This window comes from Oerskovia turbata, assembly GCF_000718325.1.
Classification (GTDB): domain Bacteria; phylum Actinomycetota; class Actinomycetes; order Actinomycetales; family Cellulomonadaceae; genus Oerskovia; species Oerskovia turbata.
The window spans coordinates 23,331-46,341 of the sequence record NZ_JOFV01000001.1 but is presented as its reverse complement, the minus strand read 5'-3'; the positions used below and the strand labels follow the sequence as shown (position 1 = coordinate 46,341).

Below are 23,011 nucleotides of genomic sequence, written 5' to 3'. Positions count from 1 at the left end.
AGGACTACGGACACGGTCCGCAGCCGAGCCCCCTGGGCGAGCGGCGCCGTCGGGCACCGGGCCCCGCCCCGCCCGACCGCGGCCCCCACCCCACTCTCTCCGCCCGCCCTCCCGCACCCGACGAGGAACCATGACCACGACCGCACGCACGACCGCCACCCCTGGGCCGGCCGTCGAGATCCACGACCTGCACAAGTCCTTCGGCACGACCAAGGCCCTCGACGGGCTCGACCTCACGGTCCGTGCCGGAGAGGTCGCAGGCTTCCTCGGGCCCAACGGCGCCGGGAAGTCCACGGCCATCCGTGTGCTGCTCGGCCTCCTGCGACCCGACTCGGGCAGCGCGACCCTCCTGGGCGGCGACCCGTTCCGCGACGCCGTGTCCCTGCACCGGCGTCTCGCCTACGTCCCGGGCGACGTCATGCTCTGGCCCCAGCTCTCGGGCGGCGAGACGATCGACCTGCTGCTGCGCCTGCGCGGCGCGACCGTCGACGAACGGCGCAAGGCCCGCATGCTCGAGCGCTTCGAGCTCGACCCGACCAAGAAGACCGGGACCTACTCCAAGGGCAACCGGCAGAAGGTCGCGCTCGTCGCCGCGCTGAGCGCCGACGCCGAGCTGCTCGTGCTCGACGAACCGACGTCGGGCCTCGACCCCCTCATGGAGGCCGTGTTCCAGGACTGCGTGCGCGAGGCCACGTCCCGCGGCACCTCGGTCCTGCTGTCGAGCCACATCCTCGCCGAGGTCGAGGCCCTGTGCGACACCGTGACGATCATCCGGGGAGGCCGGGCCGTGCAGTCCGGGACGCTGCGCGAGCTGCGGCACCTCACGCGCTCCAAGGTCGTCGTGACGGTGGGTTCGGGGACACCGTCGACCGGTGCCCTCGGGGCGCTCGACGGGGTCCACGACCTCGCCGTCGACGGCTCGCACGTGACGTTCCACGTCGACGACGACGCCCTGCCGCAGGTCACGCGCGCGCTCGCCGACCTGGCGCCGCACGGCCTGACGATCGCGCCCCCGTCCCTCGAGGAGCTCTTCCTGCGGCAGTACGGCGACGAGCTCGCCCTGCTCGACGGCGAGGCGCTGCGATGACCGCGCTCACCTCCGCCGGTCCGGCCGCCGCCGCGCCCCGCCCCGCGGCCTCCCCTCCGCTGTCCCTGCGCGGAGCGTTCGCGGGCACGGCGGCGCTGACCCGCCTCGCGCTGCGGCGCGACCGCGTCGTGCTGCCCGTGTACGTCGTCGTGGTGCTGGTCATGATCACCGTCACGTACTCGTCGATCGCCACGGTGTACGGGACGCAGGCCGAACGCGACGAGCTCGCCGCGAGCATGGGCACCAACAGCGCGTTCCTCGCGCTGCTCGGGCCGCTCCAGCACACCGGGTCGGTCGCCTCGACGGCCGCCTGGCGCGTGGGCCTGTTCCTGACCCTGCTCCTGGGCGTGCTCGCCGTGCTGACCGTGGTGCGCCACACGCGCAAGGAGGAGGAGACGGGCAGGCTCGAGCTCGTGCGCGCCGCCCGCGTGGGGTCGCTGGCCCCGCTCGCGACAGGGGTCCTCGTCGCGGCCGGGACGTCCGTGGTGACGGGCGCGCTCGTCACCGGGCTGTACGTGACGCAAGGGGCCGACGGCGTCTCGTCCGTCGCGTTCGGCCTGCAGTTCGCGGCGCTCGGCCTGGCCGGGACGGGCATCGGGGCCGTGTGCGCGCAGGTCGCGACGTCCTCGCGGACGGCCAACACGATCGGCGTGCTGCTGCTCGTCGCGGGGTACGCGCTGCGCGGTGTGGCCGACGTCGAACCTTCTGCGGACTGGCTGCACTGGGCCACCCCCGTCGGATGGGCCCAGCAGATCGACCCGTTCGGTGCGAACGCCTGGGGTCCCGCGCTGCTGTGCCTCCTACTGTTCGTCGTGTGCGTGGCGGTCGCGGCCCGGCTCTCGCTCGGGCGAGACCTCGGTGCGGGTCTCCTCCAGCCCCGCCCGGGTCCGGCCGGCTCGGCGTCGCTCACGAGCCCGCTCGCTCTCGCGGCACGGCTCCAGCTCCCCGGCGTCGTGTCGTGGACGCTGGGCGTCGGGGCGTACTGCCTGCTCGTCGGGTTCCTCCTGGACTCGGTCGACGACCTCGCCGGGTCGTCCCCGCAGATGCAGCAGATCATCGCGCAGCTCGGTGGAGCCGGGGCGCTCGCCCAGGTCTTCCAGGTCGCGATCATGGGTTTCGTCGGCATCGCCGCGGCGGCGTTCGCCGTGACGCTCGTGTCCCGCGTCCACGCGGAGGAGACCTCCGGCCGCACCGAGCTCGTGCTCGCGACGGGCACGTCCCGGACGCGATACCTGACCGCGTCGGTCGTGCTGCTGGTCGTCGGCGTCGCCGCCGTCCCGCTGTGGGCCGGGCTCATGATGGGCCTGGGGCGCGCGCTGGTGTCGGGCGGGTGGGGCAGCGCCTTCGCCGACGCGGTCGGTGCCGGGCTCGTGCAGGTCCCTGCGGCGCTGGTCGTCGCGGGGCTCGTGCTCGTGCTGTACGGGTGGTGGCCGCGGCTCGTCCCTCTGGGCTGGGGCGTCGTCACGGTCTTCCTGGTCGTGGGGCAGCTCGGCGAGCTGTTCGGGCTGCCGCAGTGGGTCCGTGACCTGTCCCCGTTCACGCACGTGCCCCAGGTTCCGCTCGACCCGTTCTCGCTCGGGCCCGTCCTCGCCCTGACGGGGGTCGCCACGGCCCTCGTCGGGGTCGCGTTCGTCGGGTTCCGGCGCCGGGACGTGGGAGGTGCGTGACGGGGTCCCGGATCCCGACCGGGTGGTGACGGCCGGATGTGCGGGGCCTGTGGAGTTGTGGGGCACCGGGGCACGATCCGCAGCACCCCGCCGAGGCGTCCCCCTAGACTGGCCCGCATGATCTTCAAGGCCGTGGGTGACGGGCGCCCGTATCCGGATCACGGGTTGGTCACGCCCAAGGACTGGTCCAGCGTCCCGCCCCGGCAGGTCCGGCTCGACGAGCTCGTGACGACCAAGCGGACCTTGAACCTCGACAACCTGCTCTCGGAGGACTCGACGTTCTATGGTGACCTCTTCGCGCACGTCGTGGAGTACCAGGGGGTGCTCTATCTCGAGGACGGCCTGCACCGGGCCGTCCGCGCAGCACTGCAGCAGCGGGCCATCCTGCACGCTCGTGTGCTCATGCTCAACGCCCCCGCGGTCGGGTAGGTTTCTGGCGTGACCACGCAGCCCGGCTCCGACCCCTCTCGATCCGTCCGTCGACGGCACATGCACGAGCGACAGGCCGTGGTCTTCGGGCTGCTCGTCGCGTTCCTCGCGATCACCGGCATCGGCGCCCTCGCCGTCTACACGGGCGCCGTGGAACCGCCGTTCGACCGCACGTTCAGCTCGCCCAAGGTCGACGACGCCATCGCCGACGTGAAGGCCCCCTGCGTGGCCGAAGGCACGCTGCCGATCCCCTACAGCGAGGTGCAGGTCCGGATCTTCAACGCCTCGGGCAAGGGCGGGATGGCCGCGGCCAACCGGCAGATCCTCGAGAACCGTGGCTTCACCGTCACCATGGTCGGCGACCTGAAGACGCCACAAGGCAAGAACACGACGCAGCGCAGCACCCAGATCTCGTTCGGCGCTGCCGGGATCGCGCAGGCGTACACGCTCGCGGCCCACTACCAGGACCCGGTGCTCGTCCTCGACGACCGGGTCGACGCGGGCGTCGACCTCGTGCTGGGCGAGAACTTCGTGAACCTCGTGGACGAGGAGCTCGTGGAGATCGACCCCGCGGTGCCGCTCGTGAACCCGGCGAAGTGCGTCGGGGTCGAGACCATCACGCCGCGGGCGGCCTACGTCCCGCCGGCACCGCCCGTCGAAGAGGCACCCGCCGACGAGGCCCCCGCCGTCGGAGGCTGACCGTGCTCCCCGGCAGCACGCCGACCCCGGTGGCCCTGCGCCGGGTTCGCGACTACTGTCTGGGCGCGGCGCATCCTTCTCCCTGCTCTCGAACGGTCCGGCACACGATGGTCTCCCTCCCGATCCGCCCAGCTCGCACCACCGACCCTCGCGAGGTCGACCGCCTGTACGACATCTGTCTGCGGACCGGCGACGACGGCGGCGACGCCACGGCGAGGTATCGCGACCCCCGGTTGCTCGGTGAGATCTACCTCGGGGCGTACCTGGCGTTCGAGCCGGAGCTCGCGTTCGTGGTCGACGACGGGACGGGTGCGCTCGGGTACGTCGTCGGCACGGTCGACACGGCGGCGTTCGAGGAACGCTGCGCGCGGGACTGGTGGCCGGCCCTGCGTGCCCGCTACCCGATCGGCTCCTTCCCCTCGGACACCGACGACGCGTGCCTCGTGCAGACCCTGCACTCCCCGTCGACCGCCGAGCGCGCGGTGCTCGACCTCTTCCCCGCGCACCTCCACGTCGACCTGCTGCCCGCGGCCCAGGGCGGAGGCAACGGGCGGCGCCTGCTCGAGGTGCTCTTCGACGCGCTCCGGAAACGTGGCGTCCAGGGGGTCCACCTGGGTGTCTCGGAGACCAACACGTCGGCGATCGGCTTCTACGAGCACCTCGGCCTCGAACGCGTGCCGACGGACGAGGGCTACGTGCTGGGGCTCAAGCTCTAGAGCTGGCCGGTCTCCGGCTGCCGCAGCCGAGGTCTGCCCGAGGGGGGCCGGACCGGCCTCGGCTGCGGCACCAGGGTCAGCGGTCCGCCATCTCCGTGCCGCCCGGCACCGACGCCGGGCTCGCGGGCTCCTGGGACGTCCCGCGCCACCGGGCGATGTTGCGCATGAGGTGGTAGATCACGAGGGCCGACGCCGTACCCAGGGCGATGCCCTCGAACGTCACGTCGCCGACGACCCACGTGAAGTTCGCGATGCCGACGATGAGCGGGACGGCCGCCGTGGTCAGGTTGACCGGGTCGGAGAAGTCGACCTTGTTCTGCACCCAGATGCGCGCGCCGAGGATGCCGATCATGCCGTAGAGCATGGTCGTCGCACCGCCCAGCACTCCCGCGGGGATGGTCGCGATGAGCGCACCGAACTTGGGCGACATGCTCAGCAGCAGGGCCGTGGCGCCGGCGACCCAGTAGGCCGCGGTCGAGTAGACGCGCGTGGCCGCCATGACGCCGATGTTCTCGGCGTACGTCGTGGTGCCCGAGCCGCCACCGATGCCCGCGAACGTCGTCGCGAGGCCGTCGGCGAACAGGGCGCGGCCCGTGAGGTCGTCGAGGTTCTTGCCCGTCATGGCCGCGACGGACTTCACGTGGCCGACGTTCTCCGCGACGAGCACGAGCACGACCGGGACGAACAGGCCGAGCACGGCGACGTCGAACGTCGGCGTCACGAACTCGGGGAAGCCGAACCACGACGCGTCGCGCACCGGGGCGAAGTCGACCTCGCCCTGGATCCAGGCCGCGACGTAGCCGACGACCACGCCGAGCAGGATCGCGAGGCGCCCGACGATGCCCTTGAACAGCACGGTGATGAGGATGATCGAGGCCAGCGTGATGACGGCCGTGACGGGGAACTGCTGGAAGTTGTTCCAGGCTGCGGGGGCCAGGTTGAGGCCGATGAGCGCGACGATCGTGCCGGTCACGATGGGCGGCATGGTCAGGTCGATCCAGCGCGGTCCCGCGAAGTGCACCACGACGCCGATGAGCGCGAGCACCACACCGGTGACGAGGATCCCGCCGACGGCGACCGACTGCCCCCCGGAGGCGGTCGCGGCGGTGATGGGGGCGATGAACGCGAAGCTCGACCCGAGGTAGCTGGGGAGACGGTTGCGCGTGACGAGCAGGAACCCGATGGTCCCGATCGCGGAGAAGAACAGCGTCGTCGCGGGCGAGAAGCCCGTCAGGAGCGGGACGAGGAACGTCGCGCCGAACATCGCGACGACGTGCTGCATGCCGATCCCGATCGTGCGGGGCCAGCTCAGGCGCTCGTCGGTGCTGACCACGGCGCCGGGTTCGACGCGCTTCCCGTCTCCGTGGATCTTCCAGCCGAGTGCTGCCATGAGGGGGGCTCCGTTCGTGAAGTTCTGGTGAAGTGCCGAAGGGAAGGGTACTGCCGCCCCCGCCCCGCCCGTTACCGGCCGGTAGGGCGTGGACAGCCCCGTCCCACGCCCCCAGCCCGTCACCGCGCTCGCGCCCGCCTCGCACCACGACGCGCCCGACGGCGGAGCGCACCCTCGGGAAGAAGGTGCGCTCCGCCGTCGGGCAGGAGGCCGACGTCAGCTCACCTGAGGCCTCACCTCGCGCGCGACGAGCTCCAGGTGGTCGAGGTCCGCGAGGTCCAGGACCTGCAGGTAGAAGCGCGTCGCGCCCTGCTCGCTCGCGGCCGCGAGCTTGTCCGCGGCCTCGGCGGGCGTACCCGCGATGCCGTTGACCCGCAGCTCCTCGGGGGCGCGGCCGATCGCCTCGGCGCGACGCCGGAACTCGGCCTCGTCCTTGCCCACGCACACCACGAACGCCGCCGAGCAGATCAGGTCGTCGGGGTCGCGACCCGCGTCCTGGCACACCACGCGCACGTTCTCGATGCGGTCGCCCAGCACGCCCGGGTCGGGGAACGCGACGTTGAACTCGGTCGCGTAGCGCGCCGCGAGCGCCGGGGTGCGACGCGGTCCGTGACCACCCACGATGACCGGCACGCGCGACTGCGCAGGCTTGGGCAGCGCCGGGGAGTCCGTGAGCGTGTAGTGCTCCCCCGCGAAGTCGAACCGCTCCCCCACGGGCGTCTCCCACAGCCCGGTGATCACCGCGAGCTGCTCCTCGAGGAGCCCGAACCGCTTGGCCGGGAACGGGATGCCGTACGCCGAGTGCTCCTGCGGGAACCAGCCCGCGCCCAGGCCCAGCTCGACGCGGCCGCCCGACATCTGGTCGACCTGCGCGACCTGGATCGCGAGGACGCCCGGGTGGCGGAACGTCGCCGACGACACGAGCGTGCCCAGGCGGATGCGGCTCGTCTCGCGCGCGAGGCCCGCGAGCGTGGTCCAGGCGTCGGTCGGTCCGGGCAGCCCGTCGCCGTCCCCCATGACGAGGTAGTGGTCGGAGCGGAAGAAGGCGTCGAAGTCGAGCTCCTCGGTCGCGCGCGCGACCGCGAGGATGTCGTCGTAGGTGGCGCCCTGCTGGGGCTCGGTGAAGATGCGGAGGTCGATCGTCATGGCGTCCACCTTGCCACGTCGCCACGCGTGCTGTGGTCGCGCTCCCGCACGCCCCGGCTCACGCCTCGCGCGCAGCCAGCACGGTCACCGAACGGCCCGCCGGGGCCGTGACCACGAGGTTCCCGTCAGCGCCCAGGGCGAGGCGGAACCCGCCGAGCTCGAGATCGTCGGACGGGTCGCCTGCCGTCGCCGAGGCCGCGCCCTCCGGTGCGCCCGCGGCCTCGGGTGCGCCGGCAGCCACCGGTGCGGGCTCCTCCCGGACCGGTCCCCCCACGAGGTCGAGGTACTCGCTCACGGCCCCCGTCGCTTCGGCGAGCTTCACGGGCCAGCTCTCGCCCGGCTCCCAGGCAGCCCCCGGCCGCAGGCGCTGCCCGATCATCCCCACGAGGACCGGCTCGTCGACCGTCTCGAAGCGCACGTGCCCGCCCTCGTCGACCTGGAGCCCCGTGATGCGCTGGACGTCGACGACCTCGTTGCCCGCCGCCGCGATCAGGACGTCCGCCGCGTCGAGGAGCTCCTGCGCGTCGTCGGAGTCGGCGAAGGCCTCAGGGGTGTCGACCTCGGGCACGGGCCAGTCGCCACGGACGACAGCGAGCTGCTCGGCGCGCGATCCCGTGCGCGGGAAGCGGTGGGACACGTTGACGACGACAGCCATGAGGAACCTCCGGTGGTGCGTGGACGAAGCTCCGGACAGCACATCACACCTCGGCGGCGCGGTTCGAGCCGGACCCGGCGGCCCGCGGCACCGTAGGGTCGGGCCATGCGACTGAGCACCGTGATCCTGCCGATCTACCGCTGGTCCGAGGGGCGCGACGTCTGGCGCCGTGCCGAGGACCTGGGGTTCCACGCGGCGTACACGTACGACCACCTGTCGTGGCGGACCTTCCGCGACGGCCCCTGGTTCGGTGCGCTGCCCACGCTCGCGGCGGCGGCCGGGGTCACCGAGCGGATGCGGCTCGGGACCCTCGTGACCTCGCCGAACTTCCGCGAGCCCGTGACGCTCGCCAAGGACCTCATGACCCTCGACGACCTGTCGGACGGTCGCATCACCCTCGGGCTCGGCGCCGGCACCACAGGGTTCGACGCGACGGTCCTGGGTCGCAGCGGATGGTCGGCGCGCGAGCGCGCCGACCGGCTGCGGGACTTCACGGCGCTGCTCGACCGGTTGCTCACCGAGCCCGCCGTCACGCACGACGAGGGGCACTACCGCGCGCACGAGGCCCGGACGATCCCCGGCCCGGTCCAGTCGCCGCGCATCCCGTTCGCGATCGCCGCGACCGGGCCCCGCGGGCTGCGGCTGGCCGCCCGCTACGGGCAGGCATGGGTCACGACGGGCGACGCCGCCGTCGGGGAGGACGGGACACCGGCCGCCTCGCGTGCCGCCGTGGGCGCCCAGGTGGCCCGGCTCGAGGCAACGTGCGCCGAGGCGGGCCGCGACCCGCGCGGCATCGAGCGCATCCTCCTGACGGGCTTCACGCCGGACCGCCCGCTCGACTCGGTCGAGGCGTTCGTGCGGACCGCGGCCGCGTACCGCGAGCAGGGGATCACGGAGATCGTCCTGCACTGGCCGGTCGCCGACTCGCAGTTCGCGGCCGACCAGGCGACGTTCGAGAGGATCGCGGTCGAGGGGCTCGCGCAGCTCGGCTGAGCCCGACCCCGCCGAGATGGTCCTCGTCGTCGCCCGGGCGGGCCGTCGACCGACGACGAGCAGCATCTCGTGCCGTGCGCCCTGACGGGTCTCAGAGCACCTCGACCCCCGCGGACGCCTCGGTCGAGATCCGCAGCGCGGCCACGAGGTCGCAGTACAGCTCGTCGGTCGCGAGCAGCTCGGCGTGCGTGCCGCGCGCCCGCACGCGCCCGTCCTCCATGACGAGGATCTGGTCGGCGTCGATCACGGTCGAGAGCCGGTGGGCGATCGTCACGACGGCGCGGTCTTGCGACAGGTCCTCGATCACGGCGTGGACGGCGGCCTCGGTGAGGCCGTCGACCTGGGCCGTGGCCTCGTCGAGCAGCAGGACCTCGGGCGCGTGCAGCACCGCGCGGGCGAGGGCGACGCGCTGGCGTTCGCCGCCCGAGACCGTGGTCCCGACGAGCGACGTGTCGAGCCCGTCGGCGAGCGAGCGCACCTTGGCGTCCAGACGCACCTTGGCGAGCGCGTCCCACATGGCATCCTCGGACGCGGCGGGGTCGGAGAGGCGGAGGTTCTCGCGGATCGTGCCGGGCACGACGGGCGTCTCCTGCTCGACGTACGCGATGCGTGAGCGCACCTCGTCGAACGTGTAGTCGGAGTACGGCCGACCGTCGAGCAGCAGCGTCCCTGACTCGGGCTGGAGAAAGCGCAGGAGCAGCGAGAAGGTCGTGGTCTTCCCCGCGCCCGACGGCCCGACGATCGCGACCTGCCCTCGTCGAGGAACCTCGAACGTCAGGTCACGCACGACGGGTTCGCCGCCGGGCAGGTAGCGCGCTGTGACGTCCTGGAACGCGAGCACGGGCGGCTCGGCCTCCGCGGCGGCGAGGTGCGGGGGGTGGTGCGCGGCGCCGTCGGGCAGCGAGGTCCCCGGGCCCGACGACGGCACGCGGCTCCCCGCGGCGTCTCGCCCGGGTGCGCCCGAGGTGCGCTCGGGCTCCTCCGTCTCGATGGCCTCGACCTCGCGGATGCGGCCCGCGGCCGCGATACCCGCCTGGAGCTCGGTGACGTTCTGCGTGAGGGTCGTGACGGGGTCGACGATCTGGAACGCGTAGAGCAGGAACGCGACCAGGCTCGAGACCGCGAGGAGCCCCTGGTCGACGCGCCACGCCCCGAGCGCGAGGATCACGATGATCGCGAGCTGGATGCCGCCGCCTGCGATGGTCCACGCGACGGCCCCTGTGCGGACGGCCTTGAGGTTGTGGCGCGCGGAGTCCTGCGCGTCGGCGACGACGCGGTCGATCTGGCGCTCCTCGGCGCGGCTCGCCTTGATGGTGCGCAGGGCCCGCAGGCCGCCCTCGAGGACGCCGCCGAGACGGCCGAGGGACTCCTGCGCCTGCTCCTGGGCCTTGGCGATCCGCGGCATGAGGAGGCCGACGAGGATGCCGATGACGACGATCGCGGCGAGCGTGGTCCCGAGCAGCACCATGTCGAGGACGGCCATGAGGACGACGGTGCCGACCAGGCTCACGACGCCGTTGACGAGGCTCACGATGCTCGACGACGCGGCCTCGCGCAGCAGGACCGTGTCCGAGGTGACGCGCGTGACGAGCTCGCCCGTGGGGCGCGACCCGAGCGCCCCGACCTTGGCCCGGAAGAAGCGGCGGACCATCGAGGTGCGGGCGTCGAGCACGACGCGCTCGGCGAGCGCGCCCAGCAGGATCCACTGCCACATCCCCAGGACGAGGCCCACGACGAGCAGACCGATCAGCAGGCTCACGGCCGGGACGAGCGAGGCGCCCGTGCCCAGGGTGTCGAGCACGGCCTTGGTGACCATGGGGGTCGCGAGGCTCGCAGCCGTCGCGCCGAGGCCCAGCGCGAGTCCGACGGCGAGCGTCCTGCGGTGAGGCGTGACGAACGTCCAGAGGATCTTGAGGCGTGGGAGCAGCGGCCCCTTGGGCTCCGTCGTCGGGTTGTCCGTGGGTCCGGTCGCCCGGGCCGTCGGGGCCGGCTGGGTCGTGGGCGCGGGGTCGTTGTCGGCCATGCTCCAGTGGAACATGGGTGTCCCATTTTAGACAAGGCCCGTCCCATCGCGTGACGGCTACGCTGAGCACGTGACAGCAAGCGACACCGACGCCGCACCGGACGAGACGAGCGTCGGCACCCCGCCCGACGCCCCCGCCACGGGCGCGCGCGCCCGGACACGGCGCGCGATCCTCGACGCCGCGGTCTCGGTGTTCAGCTCGAACCAGGCGGCGTCCCTCGGCGAGGTCGCCCAGGCCGCCCAGGTCGGGCGCAGCACTCTGCACCGCTACTTCCCCGAGCGCGCCGACCTCATGCGCGCCGTCGGCGCCGAGGCCCTCGACCGCACGCGCGCCGCGATCCGCGCCGCGCGCCTCGACGACGGCGACCCCGCGACCGCCCTGCGCCGCCTCGTGGTCGAGTACTTCGACCTCGGCCCCTGGTACATGCTGCTGTTCGCCGACCCGCTGCTCGCCGACGACGAGGCGTTCTGGCAGGAGAGCGACACCGCCGAGGCCCCCGTGCGCGACCTGTTCGAGCGCGGGCAGCGAGACGGCGTGTTCGACCGGACCCTCACGGTCTCGTGGGACCAGCGCACGCTCTGGTGGACCCTGTTCAACGCGTGGTCGGTCGTGACCGAGGACTGCACGTCGCGCAGCGACGCGCTGCGCATGGCGGTCCGCAGCATCGAGGGCGTCGTGCTCGCCCCCGCCTCACCCCCTGGACCAGCGAGCCCAACCGAGAAGCCGAGGACCGTATGAAGAGCATCCGCTGGGCGAGCCTGCTGACCGTGCTCGGGTGCGCCGTCGTCGGGCTGGTGAGCCTGTTCTCGCTGCTCAGGGGCCGCACGTGGGCCTGGTTCCCGCTGCTCGTCGCCGTGGCGGTAGGCTTCCGCGAGATCCGCTACCTGCAGCGCATCGACCACCAGCGCAACGCCCCGCGCTGAACCCTGCCCCCGGCTCAGGGGCGTCCCGGAAGGGATGTCCCCCATCCGACGGGCGCCCGTCATCCTCCGGGAGGACAGGCCCCCCGCCGAGGATGGTTCGGAGGGCCGATGTGCCCGCACCCCCGCCCCGAAGAGACTGGTGGCACGCCCCGCGACAGCGAGGGCGGCCAACTTTCCTGGGGAGGAAGCCATGACCACGCAGGTCACGACCTCGACGCCGATCCGCGTCGCACTCCGCGGCCACGACACGACGGCCCGCCGCGCGCGCACGTCGGCTCGCCCTGCGGGCCCCTCCCCCGCCTCCCGGCCCGACGGCGGAGCGCCCCGCCCGCAGGAACGTCGCCCCGGCGCGTCGTCCGACCCGTCGGAGCGGGCGAACGGCTGGCTCGTCGCCGGCTCGGTCCTCGTCGCCATCGCGCTGTTCTCGGCGCTCGCGCTGAGCTCGTTCTCGACGCTGGGCTGACTCCCACACCTGTCAGAACGAGCGTGGCCTCGAGGTCACGCTCGTTCTGACACGTCGCCGGAGCCGGGGGCGAGCGCGTCCCTCCTCACCTCAGCGTCCGAGCGCGTGCGCCGAGGACTCGCGCACGACGAGGCGAGGGGGAACGATCCGGTGCAGCGGCGGGTTCGGCCGTTCGTCGAGCTGATCGATGAGGGACTCCCAGATCAGCTCGGCGACCTCGGAGACGGGCTGGGCGACCGACGACAGGGGCGGGCTCGCACGCCGGGCCAGCTCCGAGTCGTCGAAACCGACCACCGCGATGTCGCGGCCGACCCGCAGGCCGAGCCGCTCGAGGATGTGCGACGCCTCGACCGCGTACGAGTCGTCGCGCGTGATCAGCGCGGTGGGCGCGGCGGACCTCACGAGGTCAGAGACCGGGCCTGCCGGGCAGGACTGGTCGACCAGCCGCTGCAGGTTCGCGAGCGTGCCAGGGTCGACGAGGTCCTCGACCACGCCACGCCAGCCCGCGAGGCGCGCGTCCTCGAGGCCCCCGTCCAGGGGCGCGCCGAGGAACGCGATGCGCGTGTGCCCCAGGTCGCGCAGGTGCTCTGCGGCCATCCGGATGCCGAGCGACACGTCGACGTCCACCCAGGAGTGGACGGCGTCCAGGTCGCCCCACGGCCGGCCGAACGCGACGAACGGCAGACCGTGCTCCAGGAGCCACGCGGGCCGCCGGTCACCGACGTGCGTCTGCGGGATGACGACCCCGTCGACCGCCTGGCGCGCGTGGAGCTCCTCGAACGACGCGATCTGCGCGGCGTCGTCCTCCGGGGCGTAGTCCAGGACCAGCCGGTACCCGTGCTGCCCGCCGATGCGGGCGAGCTCGCGCATGAAGGGGTCGAGGATCGAGGCTTCGTTCTGCCGACCGTCACCGACCCGCAGCGCGACGAGCCTGGTCGTGCTCATCGCGAGCGAGCGTGCCGCGGCGTTGGGTCGGTAGTTGAGCTCTCGGATCGCCTCGAGCACGCGCTCACGGGTCGCCGGACGCACCCTCTCGGGGAAGTTCAGGACGTTCGAGACCGTCTGGTACGACACCCCGGCGCGGTCGGCGATCGTCCGCACGGTCGGCCGGGACGCCGCCGGGGGGTCGTTGGTCATCTACTTCAGGCCTCCAGCGGTCAGTCCGGCGACGATGCGCCGTTGGAAGAGCAGGACCATCAGGACGAGGGGAATCGTAGCAATCACCCCGGCGGCCATCTGGGTGCCGAACGGTTGCTCGAACTGCGACTCGCCCGTGAACTTCGCGATGGCGACCGTGACCGGGTTGGTGCTCGCGTCGATCGACACGTTGGACGCGATGAGGTACTCGTTCCACGCCGTGATGAAGACCAGGATCGTCGTGGTGAAGAGCCCGGGGGCTGCCAGCGGCATGATGATCTTCCGGAACGCCTGGCCCGGTGTGGCGCCGTCGACCTTCGCCGCCTGCTCCAGCTCCCAGGGCATCTGGTTGAAGAACGTCGTCAGCGTCCAGATCGCGAGCGGCAGGGCGAACGAGATGTCGGGGACGATCATGGCCTGGTAGGTGTTGATCCACCCCCAGTCGGCGAACATCTGGTAGAGCGGCGTCAGGATGGCCACACCCGGGAACATCGACGCTGCCAGCACCGCGGCGAGCACCACGTTGCGGCCGCGGAACTGCAGCCGCGTCAGCGCGTACGCCGAGAAGACGCCGATCAGCATGGCGATCATGGTCGTCGACCCCGCCACGACGAACGAGTTCCACAGGGCCCTGGTGAAGTCGCTCCCGCCGCTGAAGACCGCCTCGAAGTTCTCGGTCGAGATCTTCGAGGGCCAGAGCTCGTTGTTGAACATCGCGGTCGGCGCCTTGAGGCTCGAGACGAGCATCCAGTAGAACGGGGCGAGGCAGAACGCGACCAGCAGGCCGATGCCCAGGACGAACCAGACCCGGTCCGCGAACGTGCGCGCCGTGCGCCGACGCTTGCGGGAGAGGGCGGTCGTGCTCATTTCATACCTCCTGCGTGGCCGTCCATCACCTTGGCTCCGAGGCTGCGGATGTAGAGGAAGGCGATGGCGAAGATGAACAGGAACGTGAGCGTCGACAGCGCCGACCCCGCTCCCGCGTTGAGGTTCCCGATGGACTCCTGGACGACGAGCATGGACATGGTCGTGGTGTCGTTCGCTCCCCCCGTGAAGATCTTCGGCAGGTCGTAGATCCGCAGGACGTCGAGCATCCGGAAGAGCACCGCCACGACGAGTGCGGGCTTCACGAGCGGCAGGGTGATCGAGAAGAACCGGCGGACCGGGCCCGCGCCGTCGACCCTCGCCGCCTCGTACACCTCGGCCGAGATGGCCTGGAGGCCCGCGAGGATCAGGAGCGCGATGAAGGGCGCGGTCTTCCAGGTGTCCGCGAAGACGATGGCCCACTTCGCGGGCCATTCGGAGCCCGTCCACAGGACCTGGGTCCCGAGCAGGTGGTTCACGATCCCGTTGGCGTCGAACGTCCACCGCCACAGGACCGCGCACACCGCCGTCGGGATGGCCCACGGGACGAGGATCGCCGCCCTGACGAAGGCTCGTCCGCGGAACGTCCGGTTCATGACGAGCGCCATCGCGAGGCCGATCACGATCTCGAGCAGCAGCGTCGAGACCGTGAAGAAGGCGGTCACGCGCATCGCGCCCCAGAACTCGGCGGCGCCGTCGCCGACCAGGGCGTCGGTGTAGTTGGCGAGGCCGATGAACTCGGGCTCGCGCGAGATCGGGTCGTCGAAGAAGGACCGGAAGACGGCCTTCACCACGGGGTACCCGATGACCGCGAGCAGGATGACGAGGGTCGGGAGAACCAGCCAGAAGGCCAGCCTTCCGTCACCGGTCGTCCGACGACGACGGCGGGTGACGCCGTCGGGCGCGGAGGCGCCGTCGGACACGGACGGCTTGAGGAGCGTTGTCACGATCTCACTTCCTTTCGGCTGGCTCTCCCCGACGACCTACTTGTCGGCGCTCTCGTCGATGAGCTTCTGCATGTCCTTCTGGAGCGATGCGAGCGTGTCCTCGACGGACGTCTTGCCCTGGAGCGCCGAGTACACCTGCGTCGAGACGAGGTGGCTCAGCTCGCTGTAGGCGACGGCCTGGGGACGGGGGACGGCTTCCTCGAGGGCCGACTTGAGCGTCGCGAGGTAGGGCACCTGCTCCTGGAGGGCCGGGTCGTCGTACAGGGCGCTGACCGTGGGGGCGCCGGACATCTCGGTGAGCACCTTGCGCTGGACGTCCTCGGTGAGCATGTACCGGATGAAGTCCTTGGCGGTCTCCGGGTTGTCCGTCGCCTTGGACACGGCGAGGTTGTAGCCACCCAGCGTCGAGGCGCCGGGGCCGTCGAGGCCGGGCAGCGGCGCGATGCCGAACTTGCCCTGGATGACGGAGTCCTCGCCCTCCTCGCTGGCGAGGCCGTGGACGTAGGGCCAGTTGCGCAGGAAGAGCAGGTTGCCCTGCTGGAACGCGCGGCGCCCCTCCTCCTCCTGGTACGTGATGGCCTCGGCGGGGGTGCGCCCGCTCGTGAAGCCGTCGACCATGTGCTGGAGCGCTGCTGCTGCCTCAGGGGTGTCGAGCGAGGCGTCGCCGTTCTCGTCGACGACGGCACCGCCTGCCGAGTTGACCGCCTCGGAGAAGTTCACGGTGAGTCCCTCGTACTGCGCGAACTGGCCGCCGTAGCAGCCGATCCCGGCCTGGGTGGCGACGTCGCACGCTGCGTCGAGCTCGGCCCAGGTCGTGGGCGGGGTGGGGAGCAGGTCGGTCCGGTAGTAGAGGAAGCCGGCGTTGGTGTTGAACGGGGCGGCGTAGAGCGTCCCGTCGTAGGAGCCCGACGCCACGGTCGACTCGAAGAGTGCGCTGGTGTCGATGTCGTCGAGGGGAAGGAGCCACTTGCGCGCGGCGAACTCGCCGGTCCAGACGACATCGAGCCCCGCGACGTCGTACGCGCCCGCGCCTGCCTGGAAGTCCTGCACGAAGGCCGTGCGCTGGTCGTCGGCCGACTCGGGCAGCTCGACGAAGGTCACCTTCTCGTCCGGGTGGTCGGCGTTCCAGGCGTCGACGATCCGTTGCAGCTCGCCGGAGGTGTCCTTGCCCTGTGCGTAGGTGATCGGGCCGCGCCCTCCCTCGGACGACTCCTGCCCGGACTCTCCCGTGCTGCACCCTGCGAACGCGACCGCCGCGACGGCGACGAGTGCTGCGGCAGACAGTGATCTCTTCATGACTCCTCGATCCACTCGAAGGCACCTGGCGTCGGTGCCCGGTGTGGTTGATGGGCTCATTCCCAGCAACTAGGGTGGACGTTAACGAATTTGAACGGTCAAATCAACCGACCCGCGAGACCCTTCCAAGGAGCACGATGCCCAGCACCACACCCCGACAGCCCCTCCTGGCTGATCTCGTCACGGTTCTCGCCGCACCGGCATGCGTGGTCTCGGACCGCTCCGGAGACATCGGCGACAGCGCGATCCACGGCTACTACCTCGACGACCGTCGCATGGTCTCGGCGCTCTGGGTCGGCGTCGGCGACGGTGAGGCACAGCCCGTCTCCGCGACGCTCAGCGACCCGTCGACGGCCGAGTTCGTCGCTCTCCTGCCCGATGTCGGGACCGCTCACGGCACCGCGACGGCGGGCCTCGACCTCGACGCCTCCGTGCGGCTGCGCCGCCGACGGAAGGTCGACCGCCGCCGGCTCGTCGAGACGATCGAGCTCCTCAGCGCCGACGCGCGCGGGCTGCGCACGACCGTCCAGATCCGCCTCGCTTCCGACGGCGTGTCCGTCAGCTCGGCGCGGGCAGGCAGCGTCGCGCGCCCCTCGACGCCCACCCTGCTCGACGGCGGCGCCACCTGGCCCGCCACGCACGGCAGCCCCGCGGTCGAATTTCACCCCCGGCCGGACACGCTCCAGGTCGACGACGACTCGCACGAGGTCGTCGCCACGTGGGACGTCGTCCTCGACGGCGCCCCGTGGTCCGCGCGCGCCACGGTGACCCCGTCGACGCCGGCCCCCACCCCTGCCCCTCCCCTCACCGACTCGCTCGCCGTCTCGACCCCGGACGGCCTCCTCGACCGCCTCGTCGCCCGGTCCCTCGCCGACGCCGACGCCCTCGTGCGCACCGACCAGCACGACCCGACGGACCGCTACCTGTGCGCCGGCAGCCCCTGGTACCTCACCCTGTTCGGCCGGGACTCCCTGCTGTCCGCACGGATGCTTCTCCCCGTGGACGTCGACCTCGCGCTCGGCACCCTGCGCTCGCTCGCCCGACGGCAGGGCCAGGTCGTCGACCCGACCACGGGAGAGCAGCCCGGCAAGATCCTGCACGAGCTCCGCGACCCGGAGGTCGCCGAGTTCCTGCCCCCCGTCTACTACGGCACCGTGGACGCGACATGCCTGTGGATCATCCTGCTGTGGGAGGCCTGGCGGTGGGGGGCGGACGCTCGCGAGATCGAGGCGCTCCTGCCCCACCTCGACGCCGCGCTCGCATGGCTCGGGGAGCACGCGACCCCAGACGAGGACGGCTTCGTCCGCTACGTCCCGGACGCCCAAGGACTGACGAACCAGGGGTGGAAGGACTCGGGCGACGCCGTGCACGACGCCGACGGCGTGCTCATCGACGGCCCCGTCGCGCTCGCCGAGGTGCAGGCGTACGCCTACCAGGCCGCCCAGGCCGCGGCCGACCTCGCGGACGCCTTCGGCCGCGACCACGGTCAGCACTGGCGGGACTGGGCCGACCGGCTCGCCACGCGCTTCCGCGAGCACTTCTGGGAGCACGGCCACGGCCCGTCGTACCCGGTGCTCGCCCTCGGGCCCGACGCGCGGCGGGCCAACGCGGTCGGCTCCAACATGGGCCACCTCCTCGGGACGGGGATCGTCGACGCTGCCGAGGCTCGGCTCGTCGCGGAGCGGCTCGGTGCCCCGGACCTGGACTCGGGGTTCGGGCTGCGGACCATGTCGAGCGCCTCACCCCGCTACAACCCGATCTCGTACCACAACGGGTCGGTCTGGCCCCACGACACCGCCATCACGGTCGCGGGCCTCGTCGCGGAGGGGCTCCCCGACGTCGCCGGTCGCCTGGCCCGCGGCCTCGTGGCCGCGGCTCCCGCCTTCGACTTCCGGCTGCCCGAGCTCTGGGGCGGAGAGTCCGGCGCCCACGGCCCCGGCGGATCGACCGCGCGTCCCCTGGCCTACCCCACGGCGTGCTCGCCTCAGGCCTGGGCCGCGACGACGGCGGTCTCGCTCGTCACCTCCGCGCTCGGCCTCCGGGTCGACGTCCCGGCCGGCGTCGTCGAGCTGACGCCCGCCCGCCCCGCGCTCCTCGGAGCCCTGTCGGTCCGAGGGCTGCGGATCGGCGGCGGCACGCTCGACGTCGACGTCGACGCCTCGGGAGATCTCACGGTCGTCGCGGCGCCCCCTGGGATCACCGTCGTCGTGCTGGACCCCGCGGGAGACCTCGCCGCCTGATCCCCGCTCCCCCGCCGACGTGTCAGAACGAGCGTGACCTGGAGGTCACGCTCGTTCTGACAGGTTCGCGGTGCGCTCACAGCCGCGGGTCGACCGGCTCCGACTCGAGGGCCAGCACCGCGAAGACGGCCTCGTGGACCCGCCACAGCGGTTCGCCCGCGACCACGCGCTCGACCGCCTCGAGCCCCAGCGCGTACTCGCGCAGCGCGAGCGACTGCTTGCGCCCCAGCGACCGGACCCGGAGCCGCTCCAGGTGGTGCACCTGGGTGTATTCGGGGCCGTAGATGATCCGCAGGTACTCACGGCCGCGGACCTTGAGCCCTGGCTGGACGATCCCCTTGGGGCCGCGCACCAGGTTGGCGAGCGGCTTGACGACCATGCCCTCGCCGCCCGCGTCGGTCATCTCCTCCCACCACCGGACGCCCTGGGCGCGCGAGGCCTCGTCGTCGAGGTCGACCACGAGGCGCCTCGTCGTGCGGAAGAGCACGGGGTCGACCTCGACGAGCCGGTCGGCGACCCCCAGGTGCCACAGGTGGTCGCGCGTCGCATAGGTCGCACCGGTCGGCTCTCCCCCCACGCTCGACCCGCTCGCGAGCACCTGGAACGGCGCGAGCTGCACGCCGTCGAGGCCGTCGACGGGCCAGCGGTAGCGCCGGTAGGCCTGCGTGTACCGCTCGGTGTCCTCGGCCCGCGACGCTGTGCGCGCCCGCAGGTCCCCGACGTCCACGCCGCGGGCCACGGCCGCGTCGAGCGCCGCGAGCGCCGCGGGCATGACGGCCCGGGCCGCGGCCCCGACGCTCGCGTACTGGTCGCGGATGAGCTGGTCGGCCTTCGCGGACCAGGGCAGGATCTCCGCGTCGAGCAGGACCCAGTCGGCGTCCAGCTCGTCCCACACCCCGGCCCCGTCGAGGGCCTTCGCGACGCGCTCGAGGAGGGCCTGCGCCGTCGGGCCGTCGACGAGCGGGCGGCCCGTGCGCGTGTGCGCGACCCCGCGCCCGCCCGGCTGGGCGTCGACGCCGAAGCGCCGGGCCGAGGCCCCGTGAGCCTCACGGCTCACGAGGACCACGGCGCGCGAGCCCATGTGCTTCTCCTCGCACACGACCTGCCCGACGGCGTCGCTCGCGTACGCGTCGAACGCACCTTCGGGGTGCTCGAGGTAGCCGGGGCGCTGCGACGTCGCGACGGGGCTCATGGTCGGGGGCAGGTACAGCAGCGCGCGCGGGTCGGTCGCGAAGCGGCTCATGACCTCCAGGGCCCCGGCGGCGTTCTCCTCGGGGATCGTGATGCGCCCGCGCGTGCCCGTGACGACCGAGCGGCGGCCGAGCACGTCGGTCACGTCGAGGACGTCGGGGTCGCGCTGCGGGCCGGCTTCCACGGCATCCGCATCCGGCAGGAACGGGCGCGCCGGCTCGTAGTACACCTGGCCCGCGGGCACTTGTACGAGCGCCTTCTCCGGGTAGCGCAGCGCGGAGAGCTTGCCGCCGAACACGACGCCCGTGTCGAGGCACATCGTGTTGTTGACCCACTCGGCCTCGGGCGTGGGCGTGTGCCCGTAGAGCACCATGGCCCGGCCGCGGTACTCGTTCGCCCACGGGTAGCGCACGGGCAGGCCGAACTCGTCGGTCTCGCCCGTCGTGTCGCCGTAGAGCGCGAAGCTGCGCACCCGGCCCGAGGCCCGCCCGTGGTACGACTCCTTGAGGCCCGCGTGCGCGACCACGAGCCGACCGCCGTCGAGCACGAGGTGCGAGACCAGGTCGCGGCAGAACGTCTCGACGTCCTGGCGGAACTCCTCGGGCTCCTCGGCGAGCTGTGCGAGCGTCGTCTCCAGCCCGTGGCTCACGGTCACGTTGCGCCCCGAGAGCGCGCGCACGAGCTTGTGCTCGTGGTTGCCGGGGACGGCGAGCGCGTGCCCCGCCCGGACCATGCCCATCACGAGGCGCAGCACGCCCGGCGAGTCGGGCCCGCGGTCGACGAGGTCGCCCAGGAAGATCGCGCGCCGCCCCTGGGGATGCGCGGCGTCGACCGGGCGGCCCGCGTCGTCGCGCTCGATCACGTAGTCGAGCTCGGTGAGCAGGGTCTCGAGCTCGGCGCGGCAGCCGTGCACGTCGCCGATCGCGTCGAACGGCCCGGTCTGGTCGCGCAGGTCGTTGAGCAGCGGTTCGCGCGAGATCGTGGCGCGCTCGATCTCGTCGACGCCGCGCAGCACGTGGACCTTGCGGAAGCCCTCGCGGCTCAGGGACTTGAGCGAGGCGCGCAGAGCCTGGCGCTGACGCCCCACGACGTGGTCGCCGAAGTCGCGGTCGGGGCGGGAGCGGTTGCGCTCGATCGCGACGGACTCGGGCACGTCGAGCACGATCGCGACGGGCAGGACGTCGTGCGCCCGCGCGAGCGCGACGAGGTTCTTGCGCGCCGCGGACTGGACGTTGGTCGCGTCGACGACCGTCAGGCGGCCGGCCTCCAGGCGCTTGCTCACGATGGTCTCGAGCACCTCGAACGCCGCGGACGTGGCCGACTGGTCGTTGACGTCCCCCGAGACGAGTCCCCGGCAGAAGTCCGAGGACACGGCCTCGAACGGCGCGAAACGTTCGCTTGCGAACGTGGACTTCCCGGACCCGGACACCCCGACGAGCACCACGAGCGAGAGCTCGGGGACGGCCAGGACGCGCGGTTCCCCGCTGGTCTCGTGCTGCTCGGTCATGCCCTCGCCTCGTTCCGGTCGGTCACGTCCTGGGAGTTGTCAGAACCAGCGTGGTCTCCGGTGCTCGCTCGTTCTGACAACCCGAGCGTGAAGAGTGCCATCTGCGTCGGTGCGCCCAGCACACGCGGCCCCACGTCCTGCGGCCCGACGTCGCGGAACGTCACCGCGTACCCGTGGCGGTGCGCGACGCCGTCGGCCCAGGCCTGGAGCTCGGCGCGCGTCCACTCGAACCGGTGGTCGGCGTGCCGGTGCCCGTGCTCCTCGAGAGACGGGTACAGCGCGTTGTACTCGACGTTGGGCGTCGTGACGACGACGGTCCCCGGCCTCGCCTCGGCGAACACGACGCGTTCGAGCGCACCCAGGCGTGGCGGGTCGACGTGCTCGATCACCTCCATGAGCACCGCGGCGTCGAAGCCCGCGATCCGCTCGTCGCGGTACGTGAGCGAGGACTGCACGAGCCGTACGCGCTCACGCTCGGCGTCGCTCGCGTCGTCGAGGCGCAGCCGGGTCGCGGCCCGCTCGAGCTCGCGCGCGGCGACGTCGGTCCCGAGCACGCGCGTGAAGCGGCGGTCCGCGGCGAGCAGGCGCAGGAGCGCGCCCTCGCCGCACCCGAGGTCGACGACGCTGCTCGCCCCGACCTCGTGCAGCGCCGCGAGCACGGCCTCGGCACGCTGCCGGGCGAGCGTGGGCGCACTCCCCTGCCCGACGGCGTCGCTCCCCGCGGTGGGGACCTCACCCTCGGTGGTGTCGTCCTCCGGCGGCGCGACGCCGTCGAGCGTCACGAGCCGGTCGGTCGCGTCCTCGACGTACCGGCGCTGGTGCGCGAGGTAGCGGCGCATGATCTGGTCGCGCTCGGGGTGCTCGGCAAGCCATCCTTCGCCCGCGCGCAGCAGCTTGTCGACCTCGTCGCCCGTGACCCAGTAGTGCTTGGCGTCGTCGAGCACGGGCAGCAGGATGTACAGGTGGTGCAGGGCGTCGGCAAGGCGCGCGGTCCCGGTCAGGCGCAGGTCGACGTAGCGCGAGTCGCCCCACTCGGGCACGGTCGGGTCGAGCGGCTCGGGCGTCGCGTCGACGATCCAGCCGAGGGGTCCGAACAGGCGCTCGGCGAGCCGTGCGCCACCCCGGCAGGGCAGGGCGGGGACGTGGATCTCGAGCGGGACCGGGCCGTCCGCGAGCGCCTGCCGGGCGTCGCAGCGGCCGGTCATCGCGGTGCGGAACACGGCCCCGAGCGCGACCGCGAGCATCGAGGATGCCGCGTAGGGGCGGTCGTTGACGTACTGGGCCAGCGAGAAGGCGTCGCGCCCGCCGAACCGCTTGTTGCGCACGATCCCCACGGGGTCGACCTCGAGCAGCAGCGCGACCGTGCAGCGGGCGGCGTCGGCCTCGGGGTAGAAGACGTGCGCGGTGCCGACGGGCAGGTCGAACGACTGGGCCCGTGCCGGGTGCTTGTGCAGCAGGTACCCGAGGTCGGTCGCGTCCGTCAGGGGGGCTCCGTGCTCGACGGACCCGGCCGGCGCACCGGCGGTCGTCGTGAGGGTGACCAGCATGCTGTGCATGGTCCCACGGGGGCGCAACGGATTTACGCTGGAGGTGGTCCGTGCGTCCGCGCGTCGACGACGACCGCGGGCAGCGCGTCC

At 72.5% G+C, this 23,011-nt stretch carries 20 protein-coding genes; 10 read left to right on the top strand and 10 right to left on the bottom strand.

The annotated features are described in order from the left end of the window. Nucleotides 1–130 precede the first annotated feature (130 nt). The 5 genes from IE95_RS0100210 to IE95_RS0100190 all read left to right on the top strand — a co-directional run bounded on the left by IE95_RS0100210 (nucleotide 131) and on the right by IE95_RS0100190 (nucleotide 4,598). Nucleotides 131–1,087: an ABC transporter ATP-binding protein gene (locus IE95_RS0100210; protein ID WP_051702520.1), complete on the top strand. Its 957-nt coding sequence runs from the start codon at nucleotides 131–133 to the stop codon at nucleotides 1,085–1,087. Continuing rightward, on the top strand, nucleotides 1,084–2,754 hold the full coding sequence (locus IE95_RS0100205) for an ABC transporter permease (RefSeq protein WP_051702519.1): 1,671 nt from the start codon (nucleotides 1,084–1,086) through the stop codon (nucleotides 2,752–2,754). Before IE95_RS0100210 ends, IE95_RS0100205 begins: the two co-directional genes overlap by 4 nt. 117 nt (nucleotides 2,755–2,871) lie before the next feature. Then, a complete protein-coding gene (locus IE95_RS0100200) occupies nucleotides 2,872–3,183 on the top strand; it encodes a type II toxin-antitoxin system VapB family antitoxin (protein WP_030143954.1) in 312 nt (103 codons plus the stop codon). Between the two features lie 9 nt (nucleotides 3,184–3,192). After that, the gene (locus tag IE95_RS0100195) at nucleotides 3,193–3,882 is read left to right on the top strand and encodes a LytR C-terminal domain-containing protein (protein ID WP_036570239.1); all 690 of its coding nucleotides are present in this window, start codon (nucleotides 3,193–3,195) and stop codon (nucleotides 3,880–3,882) included. A 107-nt stretch (nucleotides 3,883–3,989) separates the two neighbouring features. Continuing rightward, on the top strand, nucleotides 3,990–4,598 hold the full coding sequence (locus IE95_RS0100190) for a GNAT family N-acetyltransferase (protein WP_030143952.1): 609 nt from the start codon (nucleotides 3,990–3,992) through the stop codon (nucleotides 4,596–4,598). A gap of 76 nt (nucleotides 4,599–4,674) precedes the next feature. On the opposite strand, the gene IE95_RS0100185 is transcribed toward IE95_RS0100190, so the two are convergent. The 3 genes from IE95_RS0100185 to IE95_RS0100175 form a co-directional block, all read right to left on the bottom strand. After that, the gene (locus IE95_RS0100185) at nucleotides 4,675–5,988 is read right to left on the bottom strand and encodes a uracil-xanthine permease family protein (protein WP_030143951.1); all 1,314 of its coding nucleotides are present in this window, start codon (nucleotides 5,986–5,988) and stop codon (nucleotides 4,675–4,677) included. Nucleotides 5,989–6,204: 216 nt separating this feature from the next. After that, nucleotides 6,205–7,128 carry an LLM class F420-dependent oxidoreductase gene (locus IE95_RS0100180; RefSeq protein ID WP_036570342.1) on the bottom strand — a complete coding sequence of 308 codons (924 nt, stop codon included), beginning with the start codon at nucleotides 7,126–7,128 and terminating at the stop codon, nucleotides 6,205–6,207. Between the two features lie 64 nt (nucleotides 7,129–7,192). Further along, nucleotides 7,193–7,789: a hypothetical protein gene (locus tag IE95_RS0100175; RefSeq protein WP_030143949.1), complete on the bottom strand. Its 597-nt coding sequence runs from the start codon at nucleotides 7,787–7,789 to the stop codon at nucleotides 7,193–7,195. Nucleotides 7,790–7,894: 105 nt separating this feature from the next. On the opposite strand from IE95_RS0100175, the gene IE95_RS0100170 reads away from it, so the two are divergent. After that, nucleotides 7,895–8,782, top strand: coding sequence for an LLM class flavin-dependent oxidoreductase (locus tag IE95_RS0100170; RefSeq protein ID WP_030143948.1), 888 nt, complete (start codon nucleotides 7,895–7,897; stop codon nucleotides 8,780–8,782). A gap of 91 nt (nucleotides 8,783–8,873) precedes the next feature. Here IE95_RS0100170 and IE95_RS0100165 read toward each other — a convergent pair whose 3' ends face one another. Next, the gene (locus IE95_RS0100165; protein WP_030143947.1) at nucleotides 8,874–10,820 is read right to left on the bottom strand and encodes an ABC transporter ATP-binding protein; all 1,947 of its coding nucleotides are present in this window, start codon (nucleotides 10,818–10,820) and stop codon (nucleotides 8,874–8,876) included. Nucleotides 10,821–10,875: 55 nt separating this feature from the next. Between IE95_RS0100165 and IE95_RS0100160 the strand changes: the two genes are divergently transcribed. The 3 genes from IE95_RS0100160 to IE95_RS0100150 all read left to right on the top strand — a co-directional run bounded on the left by IE95_RS0100160 (nucleotide 10,876) and on the right by IE95_RS0100150 (nucleotide 12,192). Next, on the top strand, nucleotides 10,876–11,544 hold the full coding sequence (locus IE95_RS0100160) for a TetR/AcrR family transcriptional regulator (protein ID WP_051702517.1): 669 nt from the start codon (nucleotides 10,876–10,878) through the stop codon (nucleotides 11,542–11,544). Next, nucleotides 11,541–11,729, top strand: coding sequence for a hypothetical protein (locus IE95_RS0100155; protein WP_030143945.1), 189 nt, complete (start codon nucleotides 11,541–11,543; stop codon nucleotides 11,727–11,729). Before IE95_RS0100160 ends, IE95_RS0100155 begins: the two co-directional genes overlap by 4 nt. A 190-nt stretch (nucleotides 11,730–11,919) precedes the next feature. Next, nucleotides 11,920–12,192: a hypothetical protein gene (locus IE95_RS0100150; protein WP_030143944.1), complete on the top strand. Its 273-nt coding sequence runs from the start codon at nucleotides 11,920–11,922 to the stop codon at nucleotides 12,190–12,192. 90 nt (nucleotides 12,193–12,282) lie between these two features. Here the strand turns inward: IE95_RS0100150 and IE95_RS0100145 are convergent, their stop codons facing one another. From IE95_RS0100145 to IE95_RS0100130, 4 genes are read right to left on the bottom strand one after another with little or no spacing between them, the layout of a single operon-like run. Continuing rightward, a complete protein-coding gene (locus tag IE95_RS0100145; protein ID WP_030143943.1) occupies nucleotides 12,283–13,329 on the bottom strand; it encodes a LacI family DNA-binding transcriptional regulator in 1,047 nt (348 codons plus the stop codon). Beyond that, nucleotides 13,330–14,196: a carbohydrate ABC transporter permease gene (locus IE95_RS0100140; RefSeq protein ID WP_030143942.1), complete on the bottom strand. Its 867-nt coding sequence runs from the start codon at nucleotides 14,194–14,196 to the stop codon at nucleotides 13,330–13,332. After that, the gene (locus IE95_RS0100135) at nucleotides 14,193–15,140 is read right to left on the bottom strand and encodes a carbohydrate ABC transporter permease (protein WP_240666184.1); all 948 of its coding nucleotides are present in this window, start codon (nucleotides 15,138–15,140) and stop codon (nucleotides 14,193–14,195) included. Before IE95_RS0100135 ends, IE95_RS0100140 begins: the two co-directional genes overlap by 4 nt. Before the next feature lie 36 nt (nucleotides 15,141–15,176). Next, nucleotides 15,177–16,436 carry an ABC transporter substrate-binding protein gene (locus tag IE95_RS0100130; RefSeq protein ID WP_030143940.1) on the bottom strand — a complete coding sequence of 420 codons (1,260 nt, stop codon included), beginning with the start codon at nucleotides 16,434–16,436 and terminating at the stop codon, nucleotides 15,177–15,179. A 137-nt stretch (nucleotides 16,437–16,573) separates the two neighbouring features. Between IE95_RS0100130 and IE95_RS0100125 the strand changes: the two genes are divergently transcribed. Continuing rightward, nucleotides 16,574–18,676: an MGH1-like glycoside hydrolase domain-containing protein gene (locus tag IE95_RS0100125; RefSeq protein WP_164984106.1), complete on the top strand. Its 2,103-nt coding sequence runs from the start codon at nucleotides 16,574–16,576 to the stop codon at nucleotides 18,674–18,676. Between the two features lie 76 nt (nucleotides 18,677–18,752). Here IE95_RS0100125 and IE95_RS0100120 read toward each other — a convergent pair whose 3' ends face one another. Both IE95_RS0100120 and IE95_RS0100115 read right to left on the bottom strand, forming a co-directional pair. Further along, nucleotides 18,753–21,374, bottom strand: coding sequence for a polynucleotide kinase-phosphatase (locus IE95_RS0100120; protein ID WP_051702515.1), 2,622 nt, complete (start codon nucleotides 21,372–21,374; stop codon nucleotides 18,753–18,755). Then, on the bottom strand, nucleotides 21,371–22,921 hold the full coding sequence (locus IE95_RS0100115) for a 3' terminal RNA ribose 2'-O-methyltransferase Hen1 (RefSeq protein ID WP_030143937.1): 1,551 nt from the start codon (nucleotides 22,919–22,921) through the stop codon (nucleotides 21,371–21,373). Before IE95_RS0100115 ends, IE95_RS0100120 begins: the two co-directional genes overlap by 4 nt. Nucleotides 22,922–23,011 lie beyond the last annotated feature (90 nt).